The organism is Rhizobium sp. HT1-10, from assembly GCF_049472505.1.
In the GTDB taxonomy this organism is placed as follows: domain Bacteria; phylum Pseudomonadota; class Alphaproteobacteria; order Rhizobiales; family Rhizobiaceae; genus Rhizobium.
Window position 1 is genome coordinate 68,370 of record NZ_JBCEBQ010000004.1, and the last position, 25,805, is coordinate 94,174.

The 25,805-nt window shown below is 61.3% G+C and carries 25 protein-coding genes and 1 tRNA gene; 20 read left to right on the forward strand and 6 right to left on the reverse strand.

Features of this window, described 5'->3' with window-relative positions; all coding sequences use genetic code 11:
- Positions 1-12: 12 nt before the first annotated feature.
- From add to eutC, 11 genes are all read left to right on the forward strand, one after another.
- Complete coding sequence (gene add / locus VH564_RS11910) at positions 13-1,002, forward strand: adenosine deaminase (RefSeq protein ID WP_423340053.1); 990 nt, start codon at positions 13-15, stop codon at positions 1,000-1,002.
- Positions 996-1,613 (forward strand): hypothetical protein, encoded by a 618-nt coding sequence (locus tag VH564_RS11915; RefSeq protein WP_423340054.1) that lies wholly within the window; start codon positions 996-998, stop codon positions 1,611-1,613. Before add ends, VH564_RS11915 begins: the two co-directional genes overlap by 7 nt.
- A complete protein-coding gene (locus VH564_RS11920; RefSeq protein WP_423340055.1) occupies positions 1,610-2,599 on the forward strand; it encodes a BMP family protein in 990 nt (329 codons plus the stop codon). The genes VH564_RS11915 and VH564_RS11920 overlap by 4 nt, the downstream gene beginning before the upstream one ends.
- An 11-nt stretch (positions 2,600-2,610) precedes the next feature.
- Positions 2,611-4,128: an ATP-binding cassette domain-containing protein gene (locus VH564_RS11925; RefSeq protein ID WP_423340056.1), complete on the forward strand. Its 1,518-nt coding sequence runs from the start codon at positions 2,611-2,613 to the stop codon at positions 4,126-4,128.
- Positions 4,125-5,999 carry an adenine deaminase gene (locus VH564_RS11930; RefSeq protein WP_423340057.1) on the forward strand — a complete coding sequence of 625 codons (1,875 nt, stop codon included), beginning with the start codon at positions 4,125-4,127 and terminating at the stop codon, positions 5,997-5,999. Before VH564_RS11925 ends, VH564_RS11930 begins: the two co-directional genes overlap by 4 nt.
- Before the next feature lie 8 nt (positions 6,000-6,007).
- Positions 6,008-7,264: an acyl-CoA dehydrogenase family protein gene (locus VH564_RS11935; protein WP_423340058.1), complete on the forward strand. Its 1,257-nt coding sequence runs from the start codon at positions 6,008-6,010 to the stop codon at positions 7,262-7,264.
- Complete coding sequence (locus VH564_RS11940; protein WP_423340059.1) at positions 7,261-8,346, forward strand: ABC transporter permease; 1,086 nt, start codon at positions 7,261-7,263, stop codon at positions 8,344-8,346. Before VH564_RS11935 ends, VH564_RS11940 begins: the two co-directional genes overlap by 4 nt.
- The gene (locus tag VH564_RS11945) at positions 8,343-9,257 is read left to right on the forward strand and encodes an ABC transporter permease (protein WP_423340060.1); all 915 of its coding nucleotides are present in this window, start codon (positions 8,343-8,345) and stop codon (positions 9,255-9,257) included. Before VH564_RS11940 ends, VH564_RS11945 begins: the two co-directional genes overlap by 4 nt.
- A gap of 176 nt (positions 9,258-9,433) precedes the next feature.
- Positions 9,434-10,459, forward strand: a complete 1,026-nt coding sequence (locus tag VH564_RS11950; protein ID WP_423340061.1) for a sterol desaturase family protein — start codon at positions 9,434-9,436, stop codon at positions 10,457-10,459.
- Between the two features lie 183 nt (positions 10,460-10,642).
- Positions 10,643-12,043, forward strand: coding sequence for an ethanolamine ammonia-lyase subunit EutB (locus VH564_RS11955; RefSeq protein WP_423340062.1), 1,401 nt, complete (start codon positions 10,643-10,645; stop codon positions 12,041-12,043).
- Positions 12,040-12,828, forward strand: coding sequence for an ethanolamine ammonia-lyase subunit EutC (gene eutC / locus VH564_RS11960; protein WP_423340063.1), 789 nt, complete (start codon positions 12,040-12,042; stop codon positions 12,826-12,828). Before VH564_RS11955 ends, eutC begins: the two co-directional genes overlap by 4 nt.
- A 60-nt stretch (positions 12,829-12,888) precedes the next feature.
- On the opposite strand, the gene VH564_RS11965 is transcribed toward eutC, so the two are convergent.
- Together VH564_RS11965 and VH564_RS11970 are read right to left on the reverse strand one after the other, a co-directional pair.
- Entirely contained in the window at positions 12,889-13,128 is a 240-nt protein-coding gene (locus VH564_RS11965) for a hypothetical protein (protein WP_423340064.1), read from the reverse strand.
- 70 nt (positions 13,129-13,198) lie between these two features.
- Positions 13,199-13,288: transfer RNA gene (locus VH564_RS11970), tRNA-Ser, on the reverse strand.
- A 227-nt stretch (positions 13,289-13,515) separates the two neighbouring features.
- Here VH564_RS11970 and VH564_RS11975 point away from each other — a divergent pair.
- The 9 genes from VH564_RS11975 (at position 13,516) to deoA (ending at position 22,065) form a co-directional block, all read left to right on the forward strand.
- A complete protein-coding gene (locus VH564_RS11975) occupies positions 13,516-13,833 on the forward strand; it encodes a hypothetical protein (RefSeq protein ID WP_423340065.1) in 318 nt (105 codons plus the stop codon).
- 279 nt (positions 13,834-14,112) lie between these two features.
- The gene (locus tag VH564_RS11980) at positions 14,113-15,105 is read left to right on the forward strand and encodes a BMP family lipoprotein (protein WP_423340066.1); all 993 of its coding nucleotides are present in this window, start codon (positions 14,113-14,115) and stop codon (positions 15,103-15,105) included.
- Between the two features lie 73 nt (positions 15,106-15,178).
- Positions 15,179-16,690, forward strand: a complete 1,512-nt coding sequence (locus VH564_RS11985) for an ABC transporter ATP-binding protein (RefSeq protein WP_423340067.1) — start codon at positions 15,179-15,181, stop codon at positions 16,688-16,690.
- Positions 16,691-16,697: 7 nt separating this feature from the next.
- Positions 16,698-17,807 (forward strand): ABC transporter permease, encoded by a 1,110-nt coding sequence (locus VH564_RS11990; protein ID WP_423340068.1) that lies wholly within the window; start codon positions 16,698-16,700, stop codon positions 17,805-17,807.
- Positions 17,808-17,811: 4 nt separating this feature from the next.
- The gene (locus VH564_RS11995; protein ID WP_423340069.1) at positions 17,812-18,783 is read left to right on the forward strand and encodes an ABC transporter permease; all 972 of its coding nucleotides are present in this window, start codon (positions 17,812-17,814) and stop codon (positions 18,781-18,783) included.
- A gap of 2 nt (positions 18,784-18,785) precedes the next feature.
- The gene (locus tag VH564_RS12000; RefSeq protein WP_423340070.1) at positions 18,786-19,178 is read left to right on the forward strand and encodes a cytidine deaminase; all 393 of its coding nucleotides are present in this window, start codon (positions 18,786-18,788) and stop codon (positions 19,176-19,178) included.
- Positions 19,175-19,984 (forward strand): purine-nucleoside phosphorylase, encoded by an 810-nt coding sequence (locus VH564_RS12005; RefSeq protein WP_423340071.1) that lies wholly within the window; start codon positions 19,175-19,177, stop codon positions 19,982-19,984. Before VH564_RS12000 ends, VH564_RS12005 begins: the two co-directional genes overlap by 4 nt.
- Entirely contained in the window at positions 19,981-20,754 is a 774-nt protein-coding gene (gene deoC, locus VH564_RS12010; RefSeq protein WP_423340072.1) for a deoxyribose-phosphate aldolase, read from the forward strand. Before VH564_RS12005 ends, deoC begins: the two co-directional genes overlap by 4 nt.
- Before the next feature lie 3 nt (positions 20,755-20,757).
- On the forward strand, positions 20,758-22,065 hold the full coding sequence (gene deoA / locus VH564_RS12015) for a thymidine phosphorylase (protein WP_423340073.1): 1,308 nt from the start codon (positions 20,758-20,760) through the stop codon (positions 22,063-22,065).
- Between the two features lie 17 nt (positions 22,066-22,082).
- Here the strand turns inward: deoA and VH564_RS12020 are convergent, their stop codons facing one another.
- The 4 genes from VH564_RS12020 to VH564_RS12035 form a co-directional block, all read right to left on the reverse strand.
- On the reverse strand, positions 22,083-22,613 hold the full coding sequence (locus tag VH564_RS12020) for a TIGR02281 family clan AA aspartic protease (protein ID WP_423340074.1): 531 nt from the start codon (positions 22,611-22,613) through the stop codon (positions 22,083-22,085).
- 157 nt (positions 22,614-22,770) lie between these two features.
- Complete coding sequence (gene upp / locus VH564_RS12025) at positions 22,771-23,400, reverse strand: uracil phosphoribosyltransferase (protein WP_423340075.1); 630 nt, start codon at positions 23,398-23,400, stop codon at positions 22,771-22,773.
- Between the two features lie 121 nt (positions 23,401-23,521).
- Positions 23,522-24,490, reverse strand: coding sequence for an adenosine deaminase (locus VH564_RS12030; protein WP_423340076.1), 969 nt, complete (start codon positions 24,488-24,490; stop codon positions 23,522-23,524).
- Positions 24,487-25,707 carry a phosphopentomutase gene (locus VH564_RS12035; protein WP_423340077.1) on the reverse strand — a complete coding sequence of 407 codons (1,221 nt, stop codon included), beginning with the start codon at positions 25,705-25,707 and terminating at the stop codon, positions 24,487-24,489. The genes VH564_RS12030 and VH564_RS12035 overlap by 4 nt, the downstream gene beginning before the upstream one ends.
- Positions 25,708-25,805: the final 98 nt, after the last annotated feature.

Consider the following 25,805-nt stretch of genomic DNA (forward strand, 5'->3'; position numbering starts at 1 on the left):
TCGGAAAAACGCGTGTCCCTGAATTTCAGAACTTTGCCTAAGGCAGAGATTCATATTCACCTTGAAGGTTGCTTCGACACGGCGACGATCGTCAGTCTTGCGGTGGAAAACAACGTACCCTTGCCGCGTCCTGAGACGGAACTGCTGAAATTCGATGGTCTATCCGATTTCCTGAATTTCCTCGACTTCATCTGCAGCCTCTGCAGGACACAAGAGCAGCTGGCCAAAGCTGCCTATGCGTTTAGCCAGCGCCTGCGTGACGCCGGGACCGGTTATGCCGACGTCATCGTCAACCCGACCCATTGGAGCGGATGGCACGACAATCTCGGCGGCATGATTGACGGATTGGATGCCGGCTTCAAGGCCGCCGAGCAGGATGGCCTGCCTCCGGTGGGCCTGTGCATCAGCCTGCTGCGCCAGCAAACCGCGCAGGAAGCGATCGAGGTGGTTGAGGAACTCGGTCGCTTGCGCCATCCCCGGGTCGTCGCCCTTTCGGTCGATGGCAACGAAGCCGCTGCCGGCAGAACCGGAGAAAAATTTGCCGCAGCCTTCCGGCTCGCGGGCAAGCTCGGCCTGAAGCGGACGGCGCATGCGGGAGAATCGAGCGGCCCGGACGGCGTTCGGGACGCCATCTTCCTGCTGGAGGCGGACCGCATCGATCACGGCGTGCGGGCGATAGAGGATGTGGACCTGATAAAGATTCTCGTTGACCGCCAGATCGCCCTCGGAGTTTGCCCGAGTTCCAATCTCACGCTCGGCCTCTATCCGGATCTCGCCGCCCATCCTCTCGAACGACTGAGAAAGGCGGGCGTGCCGGTTTCCGTCAACACCGACGATCCCGCGCTGTTGGCAACCGATTTGCCGGGCGAGATCGGTGGCTGCGCTGCCGCCTATGGCTGGGACAAGGAAACCTGCCGCGCCGTTGCCGCCACATCCATCAACGCCTCCTTCGCCAATGGTGATATCAAGGCCCGCCTGCTGAAGGATCTCAGCCTTTGGTAGGGCGCGGCTCCGCAGTCGGCCTGTTTCTGGCGCTCTGCTGCAGCGATGCTCGGGCAACGGAAGTCGATCTTGCCAGCTGGGCCAAAGCATTGCCGCCTGCGTTCGACGTCTCGGGCTCCAAGAACGAGCCAACCTATCTTGCGGCCATCGACATTGCCCGTGACGGGGACAGGTTTACCATCCGCGGAGGCGCTCCAGCCTGGATGGAGCGTTCGTTGGAGGCAGTCATCGTCTCCGCTGACGGCTCCATCGCCCATGAGGTCTGCCCGTCCGGCATGGACTGCCGACAACCGGCAAGGCCTGCCGGCTTCCTCTCCACTGCCGCTTTGCTCGCCGCATCCAGGCTGGGAAGACTGCACGGCAGCGCGGCGGTCGAGCCCTACGGCGCGTTCGAAGTCGTCTGCATACCCGGTGAACAGCTTTCGATCAGCGCCCCGATCCTCGATCCCTGTTTCGAGCTTCGAAGCGGCGCGGCGATAGCCCAGAAACACCGCACAAGTCACCGTTTCGACGGGCCGTCGCTGGACCCCGTTTCCGTGAAGATCCGCATTTCTTCTGAAAAGCCTGCCGCCTCCCCGTCCTCTCTCCTCCCAAAGGATAACGCTTCATGATTTCCCTTCGCACCCTCGGCCTTGCCGCAGCGCTGACTGTCTCCGGTCTTTTCGCCTCCACCGCCTTCGCAGATCCCCTGAAAGTCGTCCTGCTGGTTCCGGGTCACGCCAATGACGGCTCCTTCAACCAGGTTGCTCGCGAAGCGGCCGAGAAGCTGCAGAAAGAGGGCGACATCAAGCTCGAACTCCGTGAAGCGATGGCAGATCCGAGCCAGTCGGAGCCTGTGATTCGCCAATACGCAGCTATGGGCTACGATCTGATCATCGGCCACGGCATCGAATTGTCTGAGCCGATCCTGAAGATTGCCAAGGATTATCCGAAGGTCCATTTCGCAGCCTCTGGCGGCCCCGATCTCGCCGATCGCCTGTTGCCGAACGCCGATGGCTGGACCTACGACTTCGGTCAGCAGGGCTATCTCGGCGGCTTCATCGCCGGCAAGATTGCCGGCCTCGAAACGGTCGGTATGGTCGGCGGCCCGGAACTGGCTTTCGTGAAGGCATCGCACAACGGCTTCAAGCAGGGCCTGAAGGAAGGCAATCCGGCCGCCAAGACCATCGAGACCTACACGGGCTCGTTCGATGACGCCCAGAAGGCTGCCGAAGTTACCCGCGGCATGATTGCCCAGGGCGCGAAGCTCGTCTGGACCTCGGGCGATGGCATCGGCAACGGTGTTGCGGCCGCTGCAGCCCAGGACGGAGCGCTGACCATCGGCGTCACCGGCGAGGCCGGCGGCAATGCGGCCAAGGTCAATGTCGCCAGCATCGTGCTCGACATGTATCCGACCTATAAGACCTACATCGACGACATCAAGGCCGGCAGCTTCGGCAAGAAGTTCCTGGTGTCGGGGATCGCCAACAGGGGCCTGGTGATGACCTCGATCAACACTGTCGGCGCAAAGCTGCCGGACGATCTCAACAAGCAAGTCGATGCCCTGGTCGCTGATCTTGCCTCGGGCAAGCTGAAGCTGCCCAACTTCTTCCAGTAAGGCTGGCCCGCTTGACCTTAGCTTTGACCCCGATCATCGCGCGTGCCGTCACGAAGCGCTTTGGCGCACTGACGGCGCTCGACCAGGCCTCGATCACGCTTCGGCGCGGCGAGGTCTCGGCGATCGTCGGTGAGAACGGGGCGGGCAAGTCGACACTGGCAAAGATCATCGCCGGCATCCTGCCGGCGGACGAGGCCGACATCGTCAGTGACGGCGTTGCCAAGGCAAGATGGTCGCGGCGTGAAGCCGTTGCCGCAGGTATCGGCTTCGTGCCGCAGAACCTGTCATTCATCCCGACCCTGACGATCGTCGAAAACCATCTCCTTGCCGATAGGGGCTGGCGGCTGCAGCGCAGGGCCGGAGCGCTCGCGCTCGGGCAGGCGGCAGAGGAGATGGGCGTCACGCTCAATCTTTCGGCGCCGGTAGAGACCCTCAGCCTCGCCGAGCGACAGATGGGCGAAATCGTCTCAGCCGTTGCCGGTGGCGCAAGAGTTCTGCTCCTCGATGAGCCGACGTCATCGCTCGGACCGGTCGAAGTCAAGCAACTGATCGCCACTATCCGCCGTCTTTGCGCCGGCGGCACGACGATCGGTCTGGTGACCCACCGTATTGCCGAAGTGATGGAAGGGGCCGATCACCTCACGGTGCTGCGCGGCGGCCGGGTCGTGCTCGACGACGTGACCAAAGGTCTCAACGCGGATGCAATCGCTCGGCTGATGGTCGGCGACCGCGACCGACGGCCACCCACCCGCACCACTGTCACCTCCGAGTGGCGCCGGCTCGAGGTCAAGTCCCTCAGCGTCAGCGGCGAGAGCCAACCGATTATTTCCGACCTATCCTTCTCCGTGCGCCAAGGCGAAGTTCTGGCGATCGCCGGTGTCTCGGGAGCCATGCAGCCGGCATTGGCGCAGTGCCTTGCCGGACTGCAAAGACCTGGGAACGGTGCAGTCCTGGTCGATGGCATCGACGTCACTGGCGATGCGGCTCGGGCAACGGACCTTGGGCTTGCCTACATCCCGGAAGACCGGCTGGAAGGCGTTGCCCCCGATCTTGCCAATTGCGAAAATGCCAGCCTGCTGCGGCTAGGACAGGCGGGTTTCAGCCGTTTTGGAATGCGCAATCGTGCAATGGAGCGCGTTCTCGGCCAAACCATTATCGCTGATTTTAATGTGCATCCGCCCAATCCCGCTCTCGTCTCAAGCGGCCTTTCCGGCGGCAATCTGCAGAAATTGTTGGTCGGCCGAGAGCTGGAGCGCCAGCCGGGCGTGATCGTTGCGCATGGGCCGACCCAGGGTCTTGACCTCGCCGCCGCCGCGTCCATCCGCACGGCCATCGTCACGGCAGCAGCAGGCGGCGCGGCCGTTGTCGTCCTTTCCGCCGATCTCGATGAACTCATGGAGATGGGGCACCGGATGATCGTTCTTGCCAACGGCCATATCACGGCCGAATTCGATCTAGACACGCCCATGGACATGACCGCGCTCGGCCAGGCGATGATCGATCTTACTCCTAGGGAGCCTGCTGCATGAGTGACGTAAAGATCGATTTCCCGGCAACAGGCGCGGGGCTTGCGCCAAGCGTCGCCGAACTGATGAAAATGCGGCTCGTCGCTGCCGGCAAGGAAAAGCCGGACCTCATCATTCGCGGCGGCAAGGTGCTGGCGCTGCATATCGGAGAAGTCCTCGAGCGCGACGTCGTGATTTCGGGGCGCCATATCGCCGCCGTAACGCCCATAGGCTATTTCGACGCCGACGAGGTCATCGACGCCTCGGGTTATTTCGTCGCGCCGACCTTCATCGATACGCATCTGCATATCGAATACACCAAGCTGGTGCCAGGCGAGCTCGCCCGTCTTTCCGTGCCGCGTGGTACAACGCTGGTTCTCGCCGATGCCAATTGCATCGCCAATGTTCTCGGCGAAGAAGGCCTCGACTTCATGGGCGAGACGACGACGCCACTGCGCATCCTGCGCCAGGTGTCCCACAAGGTGCCGCAGGCGCCAGATCTCGAACTTGGCGGCGCCCATCTGACGACCGAGCAGATCGCCGCTCGCGTCCAGCGCCCGGATGCGGCGACGCTCGGCGAATCCAATCCCTTCAATCTGGATGAGAGCTCGGCCCGCAAGGCAGTCGCAGCCATCACCGCCGGCAAGCGGATCACCGGTCACACGGCGCTGCTCGAAAACGAGCCGCTGTGGAGCTATCTCGCTGGCGGCGTCAGCGACGACCACAATGCTCACAAGACCAGGGATGTCGTCGATCGCCTTCGTCTCGGCGCGATGCTGACCGTCATGGCCGGCAGCATGAACGACAACGTGCCCGAAGTCTTTGCCGATATCCCGGCCCTGAAGGATGGGCTGTTTCACATTTCCTTCTGCGCCGACGACAAGCTGGTCGAGGATCTGGATCGTCAGGGACATATCGACCATCATGTCCGCCAGGCCATCGCCTGCGGGGTCGAGCCGCTGAAAGCCTGGCGGATGGCGACATTGTCGGCCGCTTCCTACTATCGCATCGATCATCTGGTCGGCTCCGTTACACCGAGCCGGCTTGCCGACATCCAGCTCGTCGCCGATCTTGCAGAGGCACGGCCGCATCTGGTGATCGTCGGCGGAAAGGTCGTCGCTCGCGATGGCCAGCCGCTGTTCGAAAACACTGATCCGGTGCCCGACTTCACACGCAACACCATCTATCTGCACCCAGATATCGATGCCAATTCCTTTGCCACGAAGGCTGAAGGCAGCAAGGCCTGGGTTCAGGCGATGGAAATGTACGATGGTTATTTCAAGCGCGCCTTCCATGCCGAACTCGACGTCGTCGATGGCATCGTCCAATGCGACATAGAGCGCGACATCCTGAAAGTCGCGATCGTCGACCGTCACCACGCCACAGAAACGATCGGTGTTGGCTTCGTGAAGGGCTTCGGGCTGAAGCGCGGCGCAATTGCCGCGACCACCAACTGCGAGAACCAGAATCTGGTGATCGTCGGCACGTCGGACGAAGAAATGGAGGTCGCGACCCGGGCCATCGAACGAATAGGCGGTGGCTATGTCGCCGTGGCGGAAGGCCAGGTTTTGGGCAGCGTTCCGCTCGCGGTCGCCGGCTGCATGAGCGACCAGCCGTGGGAGACCGTGCGGGACCAGTCTCTGGCCTGCGACGATGCAGCGCGCACCATCGGCTGCACCATGCAGGCCCCCTTCCTCATCATGTCCTTCATCGGTCTTGTCGGGGTTCCGGATCTGGGTCTGACGGAGCGCGGCCTGGTGGAGACGAAGACGCAGAGTTTCACAGACCTGGTGCTCGGGCTCGAAGGCGGCATGGTATGCTGCCGCTGCCCCAGCCACGCCCACGAGGTCCACAGGATGATGGATGCCGTTGGTTTCCAGGCCGTCGAAGTGTGAGGTCCCGCATGCCAAGCCCGACCGAAAAATTGTCACCCCTTCTCGGCGCGGCCTTTCCGCCCAGCGGCATCGCACCTGAATATTTGCCCGATCTGCTGGCTTTGCAGGCAGTGCTCGATACCGAGATTGCACCTCGAGCGGCCGAAACGGACCGTATCGGCCGGTATCCGACGCAGTCGATCCAGGCGTTGAAGCGCTCGGGTTTTCTCAAATCCGTGGTTCCCGTCGCGTTTGGCGGCCGCGCCGTCCCGCACCGCGTCTCCATGGAAGCCCAGCTTCGTATCGCCATCGCCGATTCCGCCGTCGCACAGTTGTACAAGGTCCACGACGAGATCGTCCGCGAGATTCTCACTTATTGCCCCGAAGGCCTGAAGCCGCGCCTGTCGCGTGCGATCGTCGAGGATGGCGCGATCATCGGCCTTGCCGTTGCCGAAGCCGGACGAAAGGTCGACGACCCCATGACGACGACGGCAAGGCCAAAAGCGGAGGGCGGCTTCGTGGTTGACGGTCGCAAGATCTACACGACCGGCGCAGCGGAAGCCGATTACATCGCCACCTGGGCCTTCAACGCGGCAGCGCCTGGTGTCGCTGCCAATCCGCTCGCCGGCATGCAGCTCAATCTCATCCAGCCGTCCACTCCTGGCATCACCATCCATCGCGATTGGGACGCCCTCGGCCAGCGCGGCACTGATTCCGGCACGATCACCTTCGACAATGTCGAGACCGATCCGCTTTGGAACGCCACCATCCCAGGCTTGTTTTCGCCGCCGCACGCGTCGTTGCGCTACCAGGTCGGCTTTGCCGCCATCATGATCGGCATCGGCATCGCCGCCCTGCGCGAGGCGGCCGGCTTCGTGCCGTCAAGCAGCCGGCCATGGCCATCCGCCGGTGTCGACAGCGCGGCCGACGACCCGCACATCCGCAAGACCATGGGCGAGCTGGCTGCCGGCTTGTCTGCCGCCTACGCCTTGATGCTGATGGCTGCCGATCTACTCGATGCCTTCGAGCGCGGCGAGGTCTCGCGCACGGAGCTGGCAATCCCGGTCTATGCCGCCAAGGCCGCAGCAAACAAAGCGGCCCTCGACGCTGCTTCCGAGATCTTCACGCTGATGGGAACGCGTTCGGCCGCCCGCAAGAATGGCTTCGACCGCCACTGGCGCAATGTTCGCATACTGTCGCTGCATGATCCCGTGGCGTGGAAATATGCCGAAATCGGCCGGCACCTGCTGACGGGCTGGGAGCCTGAGCCGGGCCTCTATCAATGATGGTGAAGTCTCTGATGCCGTCCCACCAGCGCGGACGCGCCGTTCTCGCTCTATCTGTCGTCTTCCTCGCCTTGGCTGCGCTGATCGCGCTTGCCGGGGCCAACCCGCTCGATGCGTTGGCAGCCCTCTTGCGCGGCGCCTTTGGTGAGCGCTACGTGCTGGCCGAAACGCTGGTGACGGCGACACCGCTTGCCATCGTTGCCCTCGGCGTCATGCCCGCTCTGCGGTCGGGCCTGTTCACAATCGGCTCGCAGGGCCAGCTGGTCGCTGGCGCCGCATTGTCAACCGCTGTCATTCAGGCCAATGCCGATGCCACCGCGCCGGTGCTGCTCCTGCTTGGATGCCTTTCGGGTATCGGTGGCGGGTTGATCTATGCCCTGTTGCCGGCGCTGCTGCGAGCCTACATGCATGTCAACGAAATCCTGTCGACCTTGCTGCTCAACTACATCGCCGGCTATGGATTACTCTGGGCGCTGAAGGGACCTCTGCGTTCATCGATGCAGACGGCCACACCGCGCAGCGATGCTCTGCCTGACAACGCGCTGATCGACAATTTTCTGGACGGCACGCGGTTGCACTCAGGGATATTCGCCGTCCTCCTCCTGGCTGTCGTCATCTGGTTCTGGACCCGCACGCGTTCCGGGCTTGTCTATTCGCTGTTTGCAAGCCGTCCTCATCTGGCGGCACGGCTGGGCTTGTCGAGCCCGAGAGCGGTGGTGACGACCATGTTGTTTTCCGGCGGCGCAGCCGGTCTTGCCGGCTGGATTCAGGTCGCGGGCGTCGCTCATACTCTGTACCCCAGCGTCGATGGCGGCCTCGGTTTCTCAGGAATCCTCGTCGCCGTCCTCGGTGGCCTCAATCCGATCGGCATTGTTATCGCTGCGGTTCTGTTCGGGGCGCTGTCGACCGGCGCGCAAGGGATGCAGATCGGCACGTCGGTTCCGGCGGCGATTGCAGTCGTTGCCCAAGGCTTCGTGCTTCTCGCCGTGACACTGGCCGTGGGCAAGGGCGCTCTCTCATCGAAGACGCCGCCGCACCAGGTCGCGCCGCAGCCTTCAGAAACTGTTGAGGCAAAGCCATGACCTGGTCGGATCTGGTATTCTGGCAAATCGTTTTGGGTGGAACGCTCAGATTGGCGACGCCCATTTTCCTGGCCGCGCTGGGAGAGATGATCACCGAACGTAGCGGCACCATCAATCTCGGCATCGACGGTATCATGACGGCGGGGGCGTTCAGCGCCGTCGTTTGCGCTTCTTTCGCCGGTTGGCAAGGCGGCTTAATTGGAGCCGCTTTGACAGGAGCCCTCTATGGCGCTGTCGTTGCCCTGTGGGTCGTCAAGGGCGGCGCCAACCAGATCATAACAGGTATCGCCATCTCGCTCGTCGGCAGCGGGCTGACGTCCTTTCTATTCCAACTCTGGCAGCCCTCCGGCCAGAGCATGATGTTCGTGCCGCTGGCGCCGAACATCGCCATTCCTTTCCTCAGCGAGATTCCCTTGATAGGGCCTATCCTGTTCAAGCAGAACCTCATCACCTACGCCGCGCTGGTGCTTCTTGTCGTCACCGCCTGGTTGATGAACCACACACGCCTCGGTTTGGTTCTTCGCGCGGTGGGCGACGGCGTGGCGGCATCGGCCATCCGCGGCATCGATACGGACCGTGTGCGGATGATTGCCATCATCGTTGGCGGATGCCTGATGGGTCTTGGCGGCGCCGCCATTACCATCGGCTTTCTCGGCTCCTTCAACGATGGGCTTACCAACGGCCGTGGCTATGTCGCGCTTGCAGTCGTCATCATCGGTCGCTGGTCGCCGGTTGGCGCCGTCCTCGGTGCATTCCTGTTCGCATTCTTCGACAGCCTTGGCCTCAGGGCCCAGAGCGGTATGGGCTTCCTGCCGAACGAGGTGTTTTCGATGCTGCCGTATGCCATGACGCTTCTCGTGCTGATTGTCACCGCGCGCTCGAAGATCGCGCCCCGGGAACTCGGCAGATAGTCGATCAACCAGAAAGGCAGATGCAGCCCGCCCACCGAAAGCCATGAGTTGCTTTCCAACGTCGGTCACCGATCGAATTCCGCTCCCCGTTGCTTCTCGACGGACATGGGCTTGGATAGCTGATCGCATCGGTATAGGAATTAGGCGAAGCGATACAAGAAATTGGACGTGACGACATGACACTGGCGCCCCAGACCGCGGCGAGCGATATCGATCCCCCCACCCACGGCCTGATTTACACGACGGTGTCCTGCCTGCTCTGGCCGGCACTCTTCGTTGGCGGACTGATCGGCGCCTACTTCGCCTTCAGGACGACGATACCACTTCTCTGGTTCAACGTGGTCTATGTAGCCGTCGTCATCTCGATCAGCCTTGCCGAGCGCCTGATGCCCTACGAGCAGACGTGGCTGCGGCGTGACGGCGAAACGTTCAACGATTTTGCCCATACCTTGCTCAACAAGGGCGGCGTCCAGATCGTTGCGGCGATCGGCACCTCCTTCCCAATGGCAGTCGCCACCGTGGCGCAGCCGATGTTCAGCCCGCCGAGCTTTCTGTGGCCGCACAGCGCGCCGTTGTTCCTGCAGGTGATCCTGGGGCTGATCATTGCCGAATTCGGACTTTATATCGCCCACCGCGTTGCCCACGAAAATCTGTCGCTTTGGCGCTTCCATGCGCTGCATCACAGCGTCGAGCGCCTGTGGGTCATCAACACCGGTCGTTTTCATTTCATCGATTCGCTGCTGAAGATCGCGCTCAGCCAGATCCCGCTTTATCTTCTAGGCGCGCCCTTGCCGGTCTTCCTGTGGATCGGCGCGGTGACGGCCTTCGTCGGCTTGCTCACCCACTGTAACATCGATGTCCGGACCGGCCCGCTCGATTGGATATTGAGCACGCCGCGCCTGCATCGCTGGCACCATTCGAGGCTGCTTGCCGAGGGCAACACGAACTACGGCGAAAACCTTGTCCTCTGGGACCAGATCCTCGGCACCTACTACAATCCGCCACGTCCATCCTCGGTCAATATCGGCATCAGCGGCAAGGTTGCCAAGGGCTTTCGGGCCCAGCTCACGCAGCCCTTCTCCGCCAAGGGGCGGCGGCAGATCATCGGCAAGGCACCGAAGCCCACGGATGTCGTCCCGCCGGTGCTGCAAAGCGACATTGCCCGACTGGCACGGAAACTGCGGCTGATCCACCGCAAATAGTCTGGCTGTGCTGTCTACATGAGCTGCTCTGCATTCTTCTGGTAATTATTTAGGCAATAACGGTCGCTTGACAAAGGTGACCTTTATTTTATGCATATCTGCCCCGCTTCCGGCAGCCTTTCCCATGACCTGATGCTGCAGCTAGTATGAAGTTCGATCACAGGAAGACGGGGCGGCGTATCCATGGCTTATACGATGACGGCCGGCGGCCAGCGCTTTCGGTTCGAAGATCTGAAGGATGTCCTGGCCGTCGCTTCACCGGCGCGATCGGGCGATGCGCTGGCAGGCGTCGCCGCACAATCCGACGTCCATCGCTTTGCCGCCAAGATGTGCCTTGCCGACCTGCCGCTCACCACCTTCCTCAACGAAACGGTCATTCCCTATGAGGATGACGAAGTCACGCGGCTGATCATCGACACCCATGATGTCGAGAGCTTCCGACCAATCGCCAGCTTGACGGTCGGCGAGTTCCGGAACTGGCTTCTGTCCGAGCAAGCCAGCCCGTCGGCGCTGACGGCGATCGCACCGGCGATAACGCCCGAAATGGCGGCGGCTGTGTCCAAGCTGATGCGCAATCAGGATTTGATCCTCGCTGCCAAGAAGTGCAGCACGCCGACAGCCTTCCGAAACACACTGGGCCTGCCGGGTCGAATGGCCGTGCGGCTGCAGCCAAATCACCCAACGGACGACCTCAAGGGTATCCTTGCCTCTACCATTGATGGGCTGCTCTACGGCTGCGGCGATGCAGTGATCGGCATCAATCCGGCAAGCGACAATCCCAGCGTCCTTTCAGGCATTCTGCGGATGCTCGACGAGTTGATTGAGCGCTTCTCCATCCCCACCCAGACCTGCGTGCTGACCCATGTCACGTCGTCGATCGAGATGATCAATGCCGGCGCTCCGGTTGATCTAATTTTCCAGTCGGTGGCCGGCAGCCAGAAGGCCAACAGCTCGTTCGGCATTGATCTCAAGGTGCTGCAGGAGGGTCTCGACGCCGGACGCTCGCTCAATCGCGGCACGGTCGGCAACAACTGCATGTATTTCGAGACCGGGCAGGGCTCGGCGCTTTCGGCAAATGCCCATTTCGGCGTCGACCAGCAGACCATGGAGGCCCGCGCCTATGCCGTCTGCCGGCAGTTCGAGCCGCTGCTCGTCAACACGGTGGTCGGCTTCATAGGTCCGGAATATCTCTATGACGGCAAGCAGATCATCCGTGCAGGGCTGGAAGACCATTTCTGCGGCAAGCTGATGGGCCTGCCGATTGGCGCCGACATCTGCTATACCAACCATGCCGATGCCGATCAGGACGATATGGACACCCTGTTGACCCTGCTGGCAACGGCCGGCGTCAATTTCGTCATCGGTGTCCCCGGCGCCGACGACATCATGCTGAACTACCAGTCGACATCCTTTCACGATCAGCTCTACGTCCGCGAACTGCTCGACCTGAAGCGTGCACCGGAATTCGAGGCCTGGCTGCAAAGCAGCGGCATCAGCGATGCAAATGGTCGGCTTTTGCCGCAGAGTGCCAACAGCCTCTTCATGGCACTTGCCGAAGATCCGATGATGGGAGCAGCGGCATGAGCAACCGCGACACGCCGGTCGATAAGCGCGTAGCCCTTACCAGCATCGACGGCTGGACAAGGCTGAAGAGCCACACCACAGCCCGCATCGCCCTTGGCCGCTCCGGATCGTCCTTGCCCACATCCGAAGTTCTTGGTTTCGGCCTGGCCCATGCGCAGGCAAGGGACGCCGTGCATCTGGCATTTGATACGGGCGCAATAGCGGCAGCAGTTCAGGCGATGGGTTTCGAACCGCGCCTTGTCGAAAGCGCCGCTGTCAGCCGGGAAAGCTACCTGCGGCGGCCGGATCTGGGGCGGCGCCTGTCGGACGTCAGCAGGGTCGCGCTACAGGCCAACCTTGAAACAGGCGCCGATATTGGCATCGTCATTGGCGATGGGCTTTCTGCAACAGCCATCCACCAGAATGTCGAACCGTTGCTGCGCGCCCTGACGCCGCTTCTGCGCATCAAGCAAATGACGATCGCGCCGATCGCTATCGCCCGCAATGCCCGGGTGGCGCTGGCAGACGAGGTTGGTGCTTTACAGGGCGTGCGAGCGGTGCTGATGCTGCTTGGCGAACGGCCCGGCCTCTCCTCTCCGGACAGCATAGGCGCCTATCTGACCTTTGATCCACGCGTCGGCAAGAACGATGCCGACCGCAACTGCGTCTCCAACATCCGCCCAGGCGGCCTCACCTTCGGGGAAGCGGCCCATAAGCTGGTCTGGTTGATCGAGGAAGCCTTCCGGATGGGGGGGACGGGGGTGCAGTTGAAGGACAACAGCCCGACGTTCACCTTGCTGGGATAAGGCAGCCGGTGGATCGGCTAACGCCTTCGCGACATGCTGCCGTCGCCGGACCGTTCCACGTCAATCATGCGCAGGTTCGGTGATGGCGCGAAACGGAAACTTCCGTCCGCAGTGGCAGCGGATGACATAGCTTTCCTGGTATTTCGAGGCGCGCTGCTCGTAAAAGCCACGCGGCAGGACATCGATCGCAAAGCCCGGATTCTTACGGTTGCGATCATCATCCTCTGATGCCTCGGCGAAACCGGAATGTCCGCACTGGGGACAGATAAGCTTTTTTGAAAAGCGGTCGCGGGCGGCCATGTCAGTCTCCGATGTCGCTCTCGGCTGCTTATTCTATGATTGGGTGGGCCGAAGCCATTTGCCGAAGAGATGGCGGACAAGGTGGGATTCGAACCCACGGTACGCTTTCACGCACACACGCGTTCCAGGCGTGCGCCTTAAACCACTCGGCCACCTGTCCATCTGCACTTCGCATCCGGTTAAGGAGCAATTGTGGGAACGGCGCGATATATACCGAGGAATGCGCGGGGATCAACCCCATAGAGAAGAGTATTTTCGACTTCTCTGTGCAAAGCCTCTGTGAATGCACATTGCATGGATTGTCTCTCTAACATATCTCTAACATGAGACGAGGAAATCCTGCGGCAATGACCTGCCGCTTATGGGCTCGGGCAGTTGGAGAGACCGTTGCGTTTTCTGTTGCGCTTTTTTAGCCTCGTGTCGCTCGTCTTGGCGACCATTGCCGGTACGATTGATTCCATCCGCTCCGTCGCGTCTTCTGCGATAGACATGACATCCTTTGGCAGTTTCTGGATGAGCGTGAGCCCATCAAGCTTCGAGAAGCTGCTGTCGACGACGGCGGCAGGGGATGCCGACCGGCTGTACGTCTCAACGGTGACATGGTTGTTGTCGCAACCGGCCTTCGGCGTGTTACTCGTGGTATCGCTGCTGTTCTGGATGATGGGCTACCGAAAACCTTCTCCCGCCGGCCGCTTCGTGGCGTGATCTTTCCGATGCTTGAAGCTCCTAACCGGATGCTAGAAGCCTAAATGGTTATAAAAGCTGCATATTAGGCAGCTCGCAGCGCAAAAATCCGGCAGCCGACCTGGGTTTTCGGCAGTTCCGACAAATTTTTACCAGCTGAAAAATTTCTGGTGAATTTTTGATGTCAGCATGCAAGGATGCGCCAAGCCAGGCCTCGGGGGAGGTCGGCGGTTCCGCAGACATGTCCCGGCTAACGGGCTTGCGGGAGGACCCCATCATAGCAACAACAGGGCTGCGCTAATGAAAAAATCTGTTTTGACCCTTTTTGCCTTGGCCGCCATGTCGGCGTCGGCGCTCGCTGCTGATATCAAGCCGGCAATCGTTTATGGTACTGGTGGCAAGTTCGACAAATCCTTCAATGAGGCGGCCTACAACGGCGCTGAGAAGTTCAAGAAGGAAACGGGCATCGGCTATCGCGACTTCGAGCCAAGCGGCGATACGCAGGGCGAGCAGGCATTGCGCAATTTCGCAAGCAAGGGCTTCAACCCTGTTATCGCAGTGTCCTTCGCTTGGTCGTCGGCGCTGCAGAAGGTTGGCGCAGAATTTCCAAAGACCCAGTTCGTCCTGATCGACGACCAGGTCGACCTGCCGAACGTCCGTTCGGTCATGTACAAGGAAAACGAAGGTTCCTACCTCGCCGGCGTTATGGCGGCAATGGCTTCGAAGACCGGCAAGATCGGCTTCATCGGCGGCATGGACATTCCGCTGATCCGCAAGTTCGAGTGTGGTTATGAGCAGGGCGCGCGCGCGGCCAATCCGAAGATCGAAGTCTTCCAGAACATGACCGGCACGACAGGCGCTGCCTGGAACGATCCGGTCCGCGGCGGCGAGCTGACGAAAAACCAGATCGACCAGGGCGCGGATGTCGTCTACGCGGCTGCCGGCGCGACCGGTCTCGGCGTGCTGCAGACGGCTGCCGACAACAAGAAGCTCTCGATCGGCGTCGACTCGAACCAGAACTATCTGCACCCCGGCTCAGTGCTGACCTCGGTCGTCAAGCGCGTCGATCTCGCTGTCTACACCGCCTTCATGGACTCCAAGAATGGCAAGTTCACGCCCGGTGCCCAGCATCTCGGCCTGAAGGAAGACGGCGTCGCCGTTGCCATGGACGACAACAACAAGCCGCTGATAACAGCTGAGATGATGACGGCAGTCGACAAGGCGAAGGCCGATGTCATCTCCGGCAAGGTCAGCGTTCACGACTATACGTCGGACAATACCTGCCCGAAGTGAGTTGATAGAAGGGCGTATGGCGATTCGCCATACGCCCTTTTCATATCCTGATGTAGGGTTTCGGGAGCACCAAGTGAGCCAAGCGCCTGCCATTGAGCTTGTGGGCATCGACAAGAAGTTCGGTGTCGTCCATGCCAACAAAAATATCGACCTGACCGTCGCCAAGGGATCCATCCACGGGATCATCGGCGAAAACGGCGCGGGCAAATCGACCTTGATGTCGATCCTCTATGGCTTCTACCAAGCCGACGGCGGCGAGATCCGCGTCGACGGGAAACCTGTAACGATCCGCGACAGCCAGGCTGCCATCGATGTCGGCATCGGCATGGTGCATCAGCATTTCATGCTGGTGGAGAATTTTACTGTGCTGGAAAACGTCATGCTCGGCGCCGAGGGCGGTGCCTTGCTGGCAAAGGGCGTCGCAGCGTCCCGCACCGAACTGAAGCGCCTTGAAACCGATTATGGCCTCGAGGTCGATCCGGACGCGCTGATCGAGGAACTGCCCGTCGGCTTGCAGCAGCGGGTTGAAATCCTGAAGGCGATGTATCGTGGCGCTGAAATCCTCATCCTCGACGAGCCGACCGGCGTTTTGACGCCGGCCGAAGCCGATCACCTGTTCCGCATTCTCCGGGTCCTGCGCGATCAGGGAAAGACCGTCATCCTGATCACCCACAAGCTGCGCGAGATCATGGCGATCACCGATACTGTGTCGGTCATGCGACGTGGCGAGATGGTAGCGACGCGCAAGACTTCTGAGACCACAGTCGAGGAACTGGCCGAGCTGATGGTCGGCCGCCGCGTGCTTCTGAGGGTCGAGAAGGGCGTCGCAACCCCCGGCGAGATCGTGCTGTCGGTGCGCAATCTGACGGTCAAGGACGGCCGCGGCGTGACCATGGTCGACAACGTCTCCTTCGACGTCCGTGCCGGCGAGATCGTCGGTATCGCCGGCGTGGCCGGAAACGGTCAGTCCGAACTGCTGGAAGCGCTCGCCGGCATCCGCAAGCCGACCTCGGGCGAGATCCTGTTGCATGGCAAGACCATCGACAAGGTCACTCCGGCCCATCTGCGAGCGCTGGGGCTGGCGCATATTCCGGAAGACCGCCACCATATGGGCCTCGTGCTGCCGTTCGAGGAATACCAGAATTCCATTCTCGGCTATCATCGCGATCCGGCCTTCAGCACCGGTCCCTTCATGAACCTGGAGGCGATCCGCAAGGATGCCGCGCTGAAGATCGAGAAATACGACATCCGCCCGCCGAACCCACGCCTTCGCACGGCCAATTTCTCCGGTGGCAATCAGCAGAAGATCGTCGTCGCCCGGGAAATCGAGCGCGACCCGAAGATGTTGCTGATCGGCCAGCCGACGCGTGGTGTCGATATTGGCGCCATCGAGTTCATCCACCGTCGAATCATCGAAATGCGCGATGCCGGTAAGGCGGTACTGCTTGTCTCGGTCGAGCTGGATGAAGTCCGGGCGCTGTCGGACCGCATCCTCGTGATGTTCGCCGGTCACGTGGTCGGCGAGAAGACGGCTGATGCCGGTGAACAGACCCTCGGCCTGATGATGGCCGGTATTGCCGCGTGAGGCCCGAATGAGCACTGCATCTGTCCGCCTCCCCAATTGGATCACCTACGGGTTGATGCCAGTCCTGAACCTGCTCGTCGCGTTCCTCATTTCCGGCTTGGTCGTGTGGCTGATCGGAGAGGATCCTATCGAGGCGCTCAAGCTGCTGCTGCAGGGTGCGCTTGGCAGCGGTGAGGGCATCGGCTTCACACTGTTTTACGCAACGAGCTTCATCTTCACCGGATTGTCGGTGGCCGTCGCCATCCATGCCGGGCTGTTCAACATCGGCTCGGAAGGCCAGGCTTATTTCGGCGGCCTGGGTTGCGCCCTGGTGGCGCTGAGCCTCGACCGCTACGTGCCGTGGTACGTGACCATGCCGGTCGCGGTTGTCGGCGCTGCCATCTTCGGGGCAGCCTGGGCTTTCATCCCTGCCTGGCTGCAGGCCAAGCGCGGCAGCCACATCGTCATCACGACCATCATGTTCAACTATATCTGTTCGGCACTGATGGTCTATCTGCTCGCGCATATCCTCATCGTGCCGGGCAAGATGGCGCCGGAAACCCGAACCTTCCTCGAGGGCGGTCAGCTGCCCAAGCTCGGCTGGCTGATAGAGATGTTCGGTTCGACAATCGGTGCCGCGCCCTTCAACGTTTCCTTCCTGATTGCGCTGGTCATGTGTCTTCTTGTCTGGCTGCTCGTCTGGCGCACAAAGCTCGGCTATGAGATGCGCACACTCGGCATTAGTCCGTCAGCCGCGATCTACGCCGGCATCCCCTATGCCCGCACGGTGATCATCGCGATGCTGATCTCCGGTGGTCTCGCCGGCATGATGGCGCTCAATCCGGTGATGGGTGCGTCTGCCCGTCTGCAGGTCGAACTCGTCGGCGGTGCCGGCTTTGTCGGTATCGCGGTATCGCTGATGGGCCGCAACCACCCCGTCGGCATCATCCTCGCGGCGATCCTGTTCGGCATCCTGTATCAGGGCGGTGATGCGCTCTCCTTCGACATGCCCAACATCACGCGAGAAATGATCCTGGTGATCCAGGGTCTCGTCATCCTGTTTGCTGGCGCCTTGGAATACATGTTCCGGCCGGCGCTGGTCCGCATCTATCAGAAACTCGTCGGGACGGGAGGATAACCCTATGGATTACTACGATATCCTCATCAGCATTATCGGGTCCACCGTCCGTCTGTCCGTTCCCTTGATCTTCACGGCACTGGCGGGCCTGTTTTCCGAGCGCGCCGGCGTCTTCGACATCGGTTTGGAAGGAAAGATGCTGGCCTCCGCCTTTGCCGCTGCCTGCATCGCCTATCTGACCGGATCGGCCTGGGCCGGCCTGCTGGGCGGCATCGGGGCATCGGTCTCGCTGAGCCTTATTCATGGCTTCGCTTCGATCACCAATCGCGGCAACCAGATCGTCTCGGGCGTCGCACTCAATTTCCTGGTTGCCGGTCTTACCATCGTGCTCGGACAAGCCTGGTTCGGTCAGGGTGGCCGTACGCCCCAGGTTTCCGGCAATGGCCGTTTCTCGTCGATCATCCTTCCCGGCGCCGAGCAGGTGCGCGGAATACCGGTCATCGGCCCGATCTATGCCGACGTCATCTCCGGCAACAATGTCCTCACCTATCTGGCCTTCCTCGCCGTACCGGTGTCCTGGTGGATCCTCTATCGCACGCGCTTCGGTCTGCGGATGCGCGCAGTCGGCGAGAACCCCGGCGCGGTCGATACAGCCGGCATTTCGGTCAGCTGGCTGCGCTACCGCGCGGTTATCTGCGCTGGCATTCTTTGCGGCTTCTCCGGCACTTATCTGGCGATCGCCCAATCTGCCGCCTTTATCAAGGACATGTCGGCCGGCAAGGGTTACATCGCGCTCGCGGCCTTGATCTTCGCCAAGTGGAAGCCAGTGCCCGTGATGTTTGCGTGCCTCCTGTTCGGCTTCCTGGACGCTTTCGCCAACTTCATGCAGGGCAAGTCCGTTCCGCTGATCGGTGAGGTTCCGGTTCAGATCTTCCAAGCACTGCCCTATATTCTTACCTGCATCCTGCTCGCCGGCTTCATCGGCGTCGCCCATCCGCCCAAGGCCGGCGGCGTGCCCTATTCAAAGGAGCGATAGACATGTCGCACGATTTGTTCGAAGCCGCCCGCGCGGCCATGGCCTTTGCCCACGCACCCTATTCCAAGTTCCCGGTCGGTGCCGCGATCCGCGCTGACGATGGCAAGGTCTACGCCGGTGCAAACATTGAAAACCTGTCCTTTCCGCAAGGCTGGTGCGCCGAACCGACGGCGATCAGCATGATGATCATGGGCGGCGGCAAGAAGATCGTCGAGATGGCTGTCATCGCCGAGAAGCTGGCACTCTGCCCGCCCTGCGGCGGCTGCCGCCAGAAGATCGCCGAGTTTGCCGGCAAGGACACGAAGATCTACCTCTGCGACGAGGCCGGCGTGAAGAAGACGATTACGATGGAAGAGCTTCTGCCTTTCAGCTTCGAGACCGATATCCTCGGATGACCGCCGCACTCGTCCATTTGTTGAGAGAAAAGCTCGGCGACCTCTCGCCTCGCACAGGCATCATTCTGGGCTCAGGCCTCGGTGCCCTTGTTGGCGAACTGCAGGACGTCGTGCGCATCGCCTATGGCGAGCTCCCGGGCTTTCCCGTCAGCGGCGTATCCGGCCATGCTGGCGAACTCGTCGCGGGTACGCTGGGCGGCACCCCTGTTGTCATGTTGTCCGGCCGGGTCCATTATTACGAAAAGGGCGATGCGAATGCCATGCGCATCCCCATCGAGGTGCTCGCCGGCCTCGGGGTCGAACAGCTGATCCTGACGAACTCCGCAGGCTCGCTCAGGCAGGATCTTCCTCCGGGCTCTGTGATGCAGATTTCCGATCATATCAACTACTCCGGCATGAACCCGCTGATCGGCGTCGATAGCGACAGGCGATTCGTCGGCATGACCACGGCCTATGACGCCGATCTCGCGCGCGCCATGCATAATGCTGCTGCGAAATGCGAGATCGAATTGGGGCAGGGCGTCTATATGTGGTTCTCCGGCCCGAGCTTCGAAACGCCGGCGGAAATCCGCATGGCAAGGGTTCTCGGCGCCGATGCCGTGGGCATGTCGACCGTGCCGGAGGTGATACTGGCGCGTTTCTTCGGTCTGCGGGTTGCCGCTGCCTCCGTGATAACCAATTATGGGGCGGGAATGACCGGGGGAGAACTCAGTCATGAAGAGACCAAGGACATGGCGCCGATCGGCGGTGCCCGTCTTGCCGCGATCCTGAAGGAAATGATCGCCGGCGGAGGAGCAAATCGATGAACGACCATTCGCTTCGGGAAACGGCCGCGGTCGCGCTTTCCCTTCTCGATCTGACCAACCTGAAGGACGATTGCACGGATGCGCAGATCGTCACGCTCTGCGCTCGTGCCGAGACCCCCTTTGGCCGCAGCGCGGCGATCTGCATCTGGCCACGCTTCGTCGCCCGCGCGCGCGGCATTCTCGGCAACAGCCATGCGATCAGGATTGCCACCGTCGTCAATTTCCCGGCGGGCGACATGGAAATCGCCGACGTCGCGGCCGAAACGCGCGAAGCGATCGCGGATGGTGCCGACGAGATCGACCTGGTCATACCCTATCGCAAATTCATGGCCGGTGACGAACAGGCGGTGACCGATATGGTCGCTGCCGTTCGCGCCGAATGCACGAGCCCGACCCTTCTGAAGGTCATTCTCGAGACCGGCGAGCTCAGGGATGCCACATTGATCAGGCGCGCCTCGGAGCTGGCAATTGCGGCGGGCGCCGATTTCATCAAGACATCGACTGGCAAGGTTGCCGTCAACGCCACGCTGGAAACCGCCGACATCATGCTGCGCTCGATCCGTGACAGCGGTCGCAAGGTTGGCTTCAAGCCCGCCGGTGGCATCGGATCGGTTGCCGAGGCCGCACTGTATCTCCGTCTTGCCGATACCATCATGGCGCCGGATTGGGCCATGCCCTCGACGTTCCGGTTTGGCGCATCCGGCCTTCTCGACGACATTCTTTCCGTGCTCAGCGGCGGGCCGTCGATCACACTCGCCGCCGGATACTGAAGGATGCTCCCGCAGGAGATCATCCGGCGGAAACGCGACGGCGAGACGCTTTCGCCGGCCGATATCGATAGCTTCATCGGCGCATTAGTGCGCGATGAAATTTCGGAGAGCCAGATCGCGGCCTTTGCGATGGCCGTCTGGTTCAAGGGCATGACCCAGGACGAAACGGTAGCGCTTACCCTGGCAATGGCACGCTCGGGTGAGATGCTGACCTGGGCGGGCATTGAGCGCCCGATCGCAGACAAGCATTCCACAGGGGGCGTCGGCGACAATGTCTCGCTGGTGCTGGCACCCATTGCTGCCGCCTGTGGCTTGGCGGTGCCGATGATCTCAGGTCGTGGCCTCGGCCATACCGGCGGCACGCTCGACAAGCTGGAATCGATCCCGGGCTACTCTATTACGCCGGACGCAGCACGCTTTCGTACGGTGCTCGAAAACACCGGCTGTGCCATCATCGGCCAGACCCAGGCGCTCGCACCGGCCGATCGCAGGCTCTATGCCATTAGGGACGTGACAGCCACTGTCGATTCGGTCCCTTTGATCACTGCATCCATCCTGTCGAAGAAACTGGCCGCCGGGCTGCAAACGCTGGTGCTGGACGTCAAGATCGGCAACGGCGCCTTCATGACCTCGCTCGACGAAGCCGGGACGCTGGCACGCTCCTTGGTCGAGGTCGCCAATGGTGCCGGTCTGCGAACGTCGGCGCTGGTGACTGACATGAACCAGCCGCTGGCCAATGCAGCCGGCAATGCCGTGGAAATCCGCAATGCCATCGAGTTTCTGAAGGGCAATTGCATTGGAACTCGGCTCGAAGCCGTGGTCATGGCATTCGCGGCCGAGATGTTGGTTCGGTCGAAGGTTGCGGATAGTGCGGAAGAGGGCGAGGGTCTCGCACGCCGGGCGCTTGGCTCCGGTCGAGCGGCTGAGATTTTCTCCCAAATGGTTCAGGGCCTCGGTGGGCCACCAGACCTGATGGATCGCCCCGACGCCTATCTGGTTGCAGCACCGGTGCAAAGACCGGTTCTGGCCGCCCGTGATGGCTGGCTTGCCGCCTGCGATGCGCGGGCTATCGGGATGGATGTCATAGCCTTGGGCGGCGGCCGTCTCCGCCCTGAGGACAAGATCGACCACCGGGTCGGCTTCAGCGACCTGCTTCCGCTCGGAACCCGCGTCCACCGAGGCGATCGGATTGCCACTGTGCATGCAGCCGATGACGGGTCTGCCGAGCGGGCTATTGCCGCAATGACGTCCAATTACCGCATCGCCGACGCGCGGCCCCAGATAGAGCCGCTCATCGTCGCACGGATGTAGGGTCGATGGGTCGGTATCTATTGTGCCAGAGACAGCGCACCGTCTTCAACGCTGTAGGATGCCAGCTTTTTGAGGAAGCTCACTCCTATCAGCGTCGAGTTGAGCGCCTCGTCCCTCAGCACCAACGCGTCGACGTCACGCACCCTGATGCCCCCGATCTCGACCCGGTCGAGCTTCAGATAGGCGGCCTTCGTCTGGCCGTTTGCGGTGTTGATTACGTTCCTGAAGTCGAGTGCCCCAACGGAATAGCCGAGACGGCGGGCTGTCGTCTCGTTCAAGGCAACGTAGGTGGCACCCGTGTCGATCAGACCGGGAACCGTCTTTCCGTTTATCTTGAAATCGCCGCTGTAGTGGCCCTGGGTATCGGCCTTTAGCTGCACATTGCCGTGGGCATCGACGGCAATGCCCTGCCGTAACGGCGTGGACAGGCTCATGAGAGACGGCATGGGATCTGGCGCCGCGTCGCTCTTTTGAAAAAGCGTCGGGACTTGGGTCGCTAACGCCGCAAAGACGCCAGCAAACACGAGGCTGCGTACAAGCATCAACAAGAATCCTTCCTGTATAAACCCGGCGTCATGCGAGGCGTGATGTCCAGCAACCCTTATCCTCAGATTACTGACAACTTCCTAACGGCGTGGGCCAACAGAGAGCGGCCGCCGCACCGCGGCGACCAATTCTCGATCACGGTTAACCAGGAGTTATTGCTTACTTGGTGCCATACATCCGGTCGCCGGCATCGCCGAGGCCAGGCATGATATAGCCCTTCTCATTGAGATGGCTGTCGATGGAGGCGGTGTATACCGGTACGTCGGGATGGGCTTCGGTGAAGTTCTTCAAACCTTCAGGCGCCGCCAGCAGGCACAGAAAGCGCAGGTTATGGGCGCCGCGTTCCTTCAGCTTGTCGATCGCTGCGATCGACGAATTGCCCGTCGCCAGCATCGGATCGACGACGATGATCAGTCGCTCGGAGATATCCTCCGGCGCCTTGAAGTAATATTCGACCGGCTGCAATGTCTCATGGTCACGGTAGACGCCGATATGTGAGACGCGGGCGGAGGGAACCAGATCGAGCATGCCTTCCAGCAAGCCGTTGCCGGCACGCAGGATCGAGGCGAACACCAGCTTCTTGCCTTCGAGGATAGGCGATTCCATCGTCTGAAGTGGCGTTTCGATAGTTTCCATCGTTAGTTCCAGATCGCGCGTCACTTCATAGCAAAGCAAGGTCGAAATCTCGCGCAACAGACGCCGAAAGCTGCCAGTCGACGTATCCTTGCGCCGCATGATGGTGAGTTTGTGCTGCACGAGCGGATGATCGATAACCGTAACGCCGTTCATGATTTCAACCTTCCGCTTGGTTTCAGAATAAAACGTGTTCTTTCACGGAAAATGCCTTCACCGCAAGTGAACAGGCGCCTTCACGTTCAAACATCCCCAATCTCTCACCCGGGCACAGCGCCTAAAGCTGCGCCAGAAGCCGCGCTCGGGTCGCCTCGTCGACAAAGGCCGCCTCTATTCCCGTTCGGGTCATCGTGTTGATTTCGGTGTCACTGAAACCGAATGCGGAGCTCGCCAGCGCATATTCGCGCTCCAGCGAGGTCTTGAAGAAGGGAGGGTCGTCCGAACTGATGGTAACGCGGACGCCGGCCTCCTTGAGCTGCCTCAACGGATGCGAAGCGAAGTCGGGAAAGATCTTCAGGGCGATGTTCGAACCTGGACAGACTTCCAGAACGGTGCCGAGATCGACCAGGCGCCGAACCAATTCGCTATTCTCGATCGCACGAACGCCGTGCCCGATACGCGCAGGGCGGACAAGGTCGAGAGCGTCGCTGACGCTGAACGCTCCGCAAACCTCGCCGGCATGGATGGTCAGGCCGAGGCCTGCATCGCGAGCAATGTCGAAGGCTCGGGCATAATCGGCAACGCGCCCCATGCGCTCTTCGCCGGCTAGATTGAAGCCGGTGATCAGCGGATTATCGCTGTGGGCGGCATATTCTGCAGCTTTGACGACCCGTTCCGGACCGAAATGCCTCTCTCCCGTTACGATCAGCCGTGCCTCGATGCCGGTCCTTGCCTTGGCCGCGTGGATGCCGGCACACACACCCGCGATATAGGCATCGGCGCCAAGCCCGATGCGCTCACCGTGGTCGGGCGAGACGATAAGCTCGCTGTAGATGGTGCCGATGGCCGCGAGTTCATCGAGATAGGTCTCCGTCAGAAGCGCATAGTCCTCTTCGGTGCGGTAGACCTCCGAGACCTTGTCGTAGGCGAGAATGAATTCTGCGAAATCGTTCCAGAGATAAGTCCCGTCGCGCAGGAATCCGCTGGTATCCATGCCGTACTTACGTGCCTGTTGCGCAGTCAGGGAAGGTGGGGCGGCCCCTTCCAGATGGCAGTGCAGCTCGACCTTTTTCAAATGCGATGTCACAGAAAGCTCCTTCCGTGCGCTCCGGCGGCGATGCCGAGATGGGCGGCGATGGTTTCGCCGATGTCGGCAAAGCTCGGCCGGATGCCGATGGCGCGCGACCGCAGTCCCGGACCATAGGCAATGATCGGTACGCGCTCGCGGGTGTGATCGGTGCCTCGCCAGGTGGGGTCGCAGCCATGGTCGGCCGTCAATATCACCAGATCACCCGCCCGGAGCTTCCGGTGAACCTCCGGCAACCGCGCATCGAAGGCTTCCAGCGCTGCCGCATAGCCAGCGACATCGCGGCGATGGCCATAGATCATGTCGAAATCGACGAAATTCGTAAAGACCAAGTCGCCGTCATCGGCATATTCCATGGCCTTCAGCGAGGCATCCATCAAGGCGTCGTTGCCATTCGCCTTGACCTCGGTGGATATGCCCTGGTGGGCAAAGATGTCGCCGATCTTGCCGATAGCATGGACTTTCCGCCCGGCGCCGACGAGGCGGTCGAGCAGGGTTGGCTCCGGCGGCAGCACCGAGAAATCGCGGCGGTTGCCGGTGCGTTGGAAGGTGGCGGCACTGTCGCCGACAAAAGGGCGGGCAATGACGCGGCCGATGTTGAATTCATCGAGCAAGGCCCGCGCAATCCGGCACACATGCATCAAACGGTCGAGCCCAAAGCTGGCCTCATGGGCGGCAATCTGGAACACCGAATCGGATGATGTGTAACAGATCGGCTTGCCGCTCCGCATATGCTCTTCGCCATGGCGCGCTATGATATCCGTTCCGGATGCATGACAATTACCGAGAATGCCGGGGATCTCAGCCGCGCGATAGAACGCTTCCAGGAATTCCGCCGGAAAGGCATCACCTTCCGATGGGAAATAGCCCCAGTCGAAGGCAACGGGCATGCTGGCGATTTCCCAATGACCCGAAGGCGTGTCCTTGCCGCGCGAAACTTCGTTGGCGCACCCGTGCAGGCCATAGATGCGATCCGGCAGCGGCATGCCGGCGGGGTAGGCACCGGTAGCGCTCTTGGCAATCTGCATCAGGCCGAGCGACGACATGTTGGGCAGCATCAGCGGGCCGGACCTCAACCCGGCGCGATCTGCGGCCCCTGCGGCGCAGAACTCGGCAATGTGGCCCAGCGTGTCGGCACCCTGATCACCATAGGCAGCCGCATCGGGAGCGCCACCGACGCCGAAGGAATCAAGAACGAAGAGAAATGCACGCGCCATTGTCTAGCCTGATGGGAGGAGCGGCCACAGGACGAATATCCTGGGCTTTAAAGCAGCTACCCTTATAGCGCTTGCCCTGCGTTGACAATTTTGGCGAC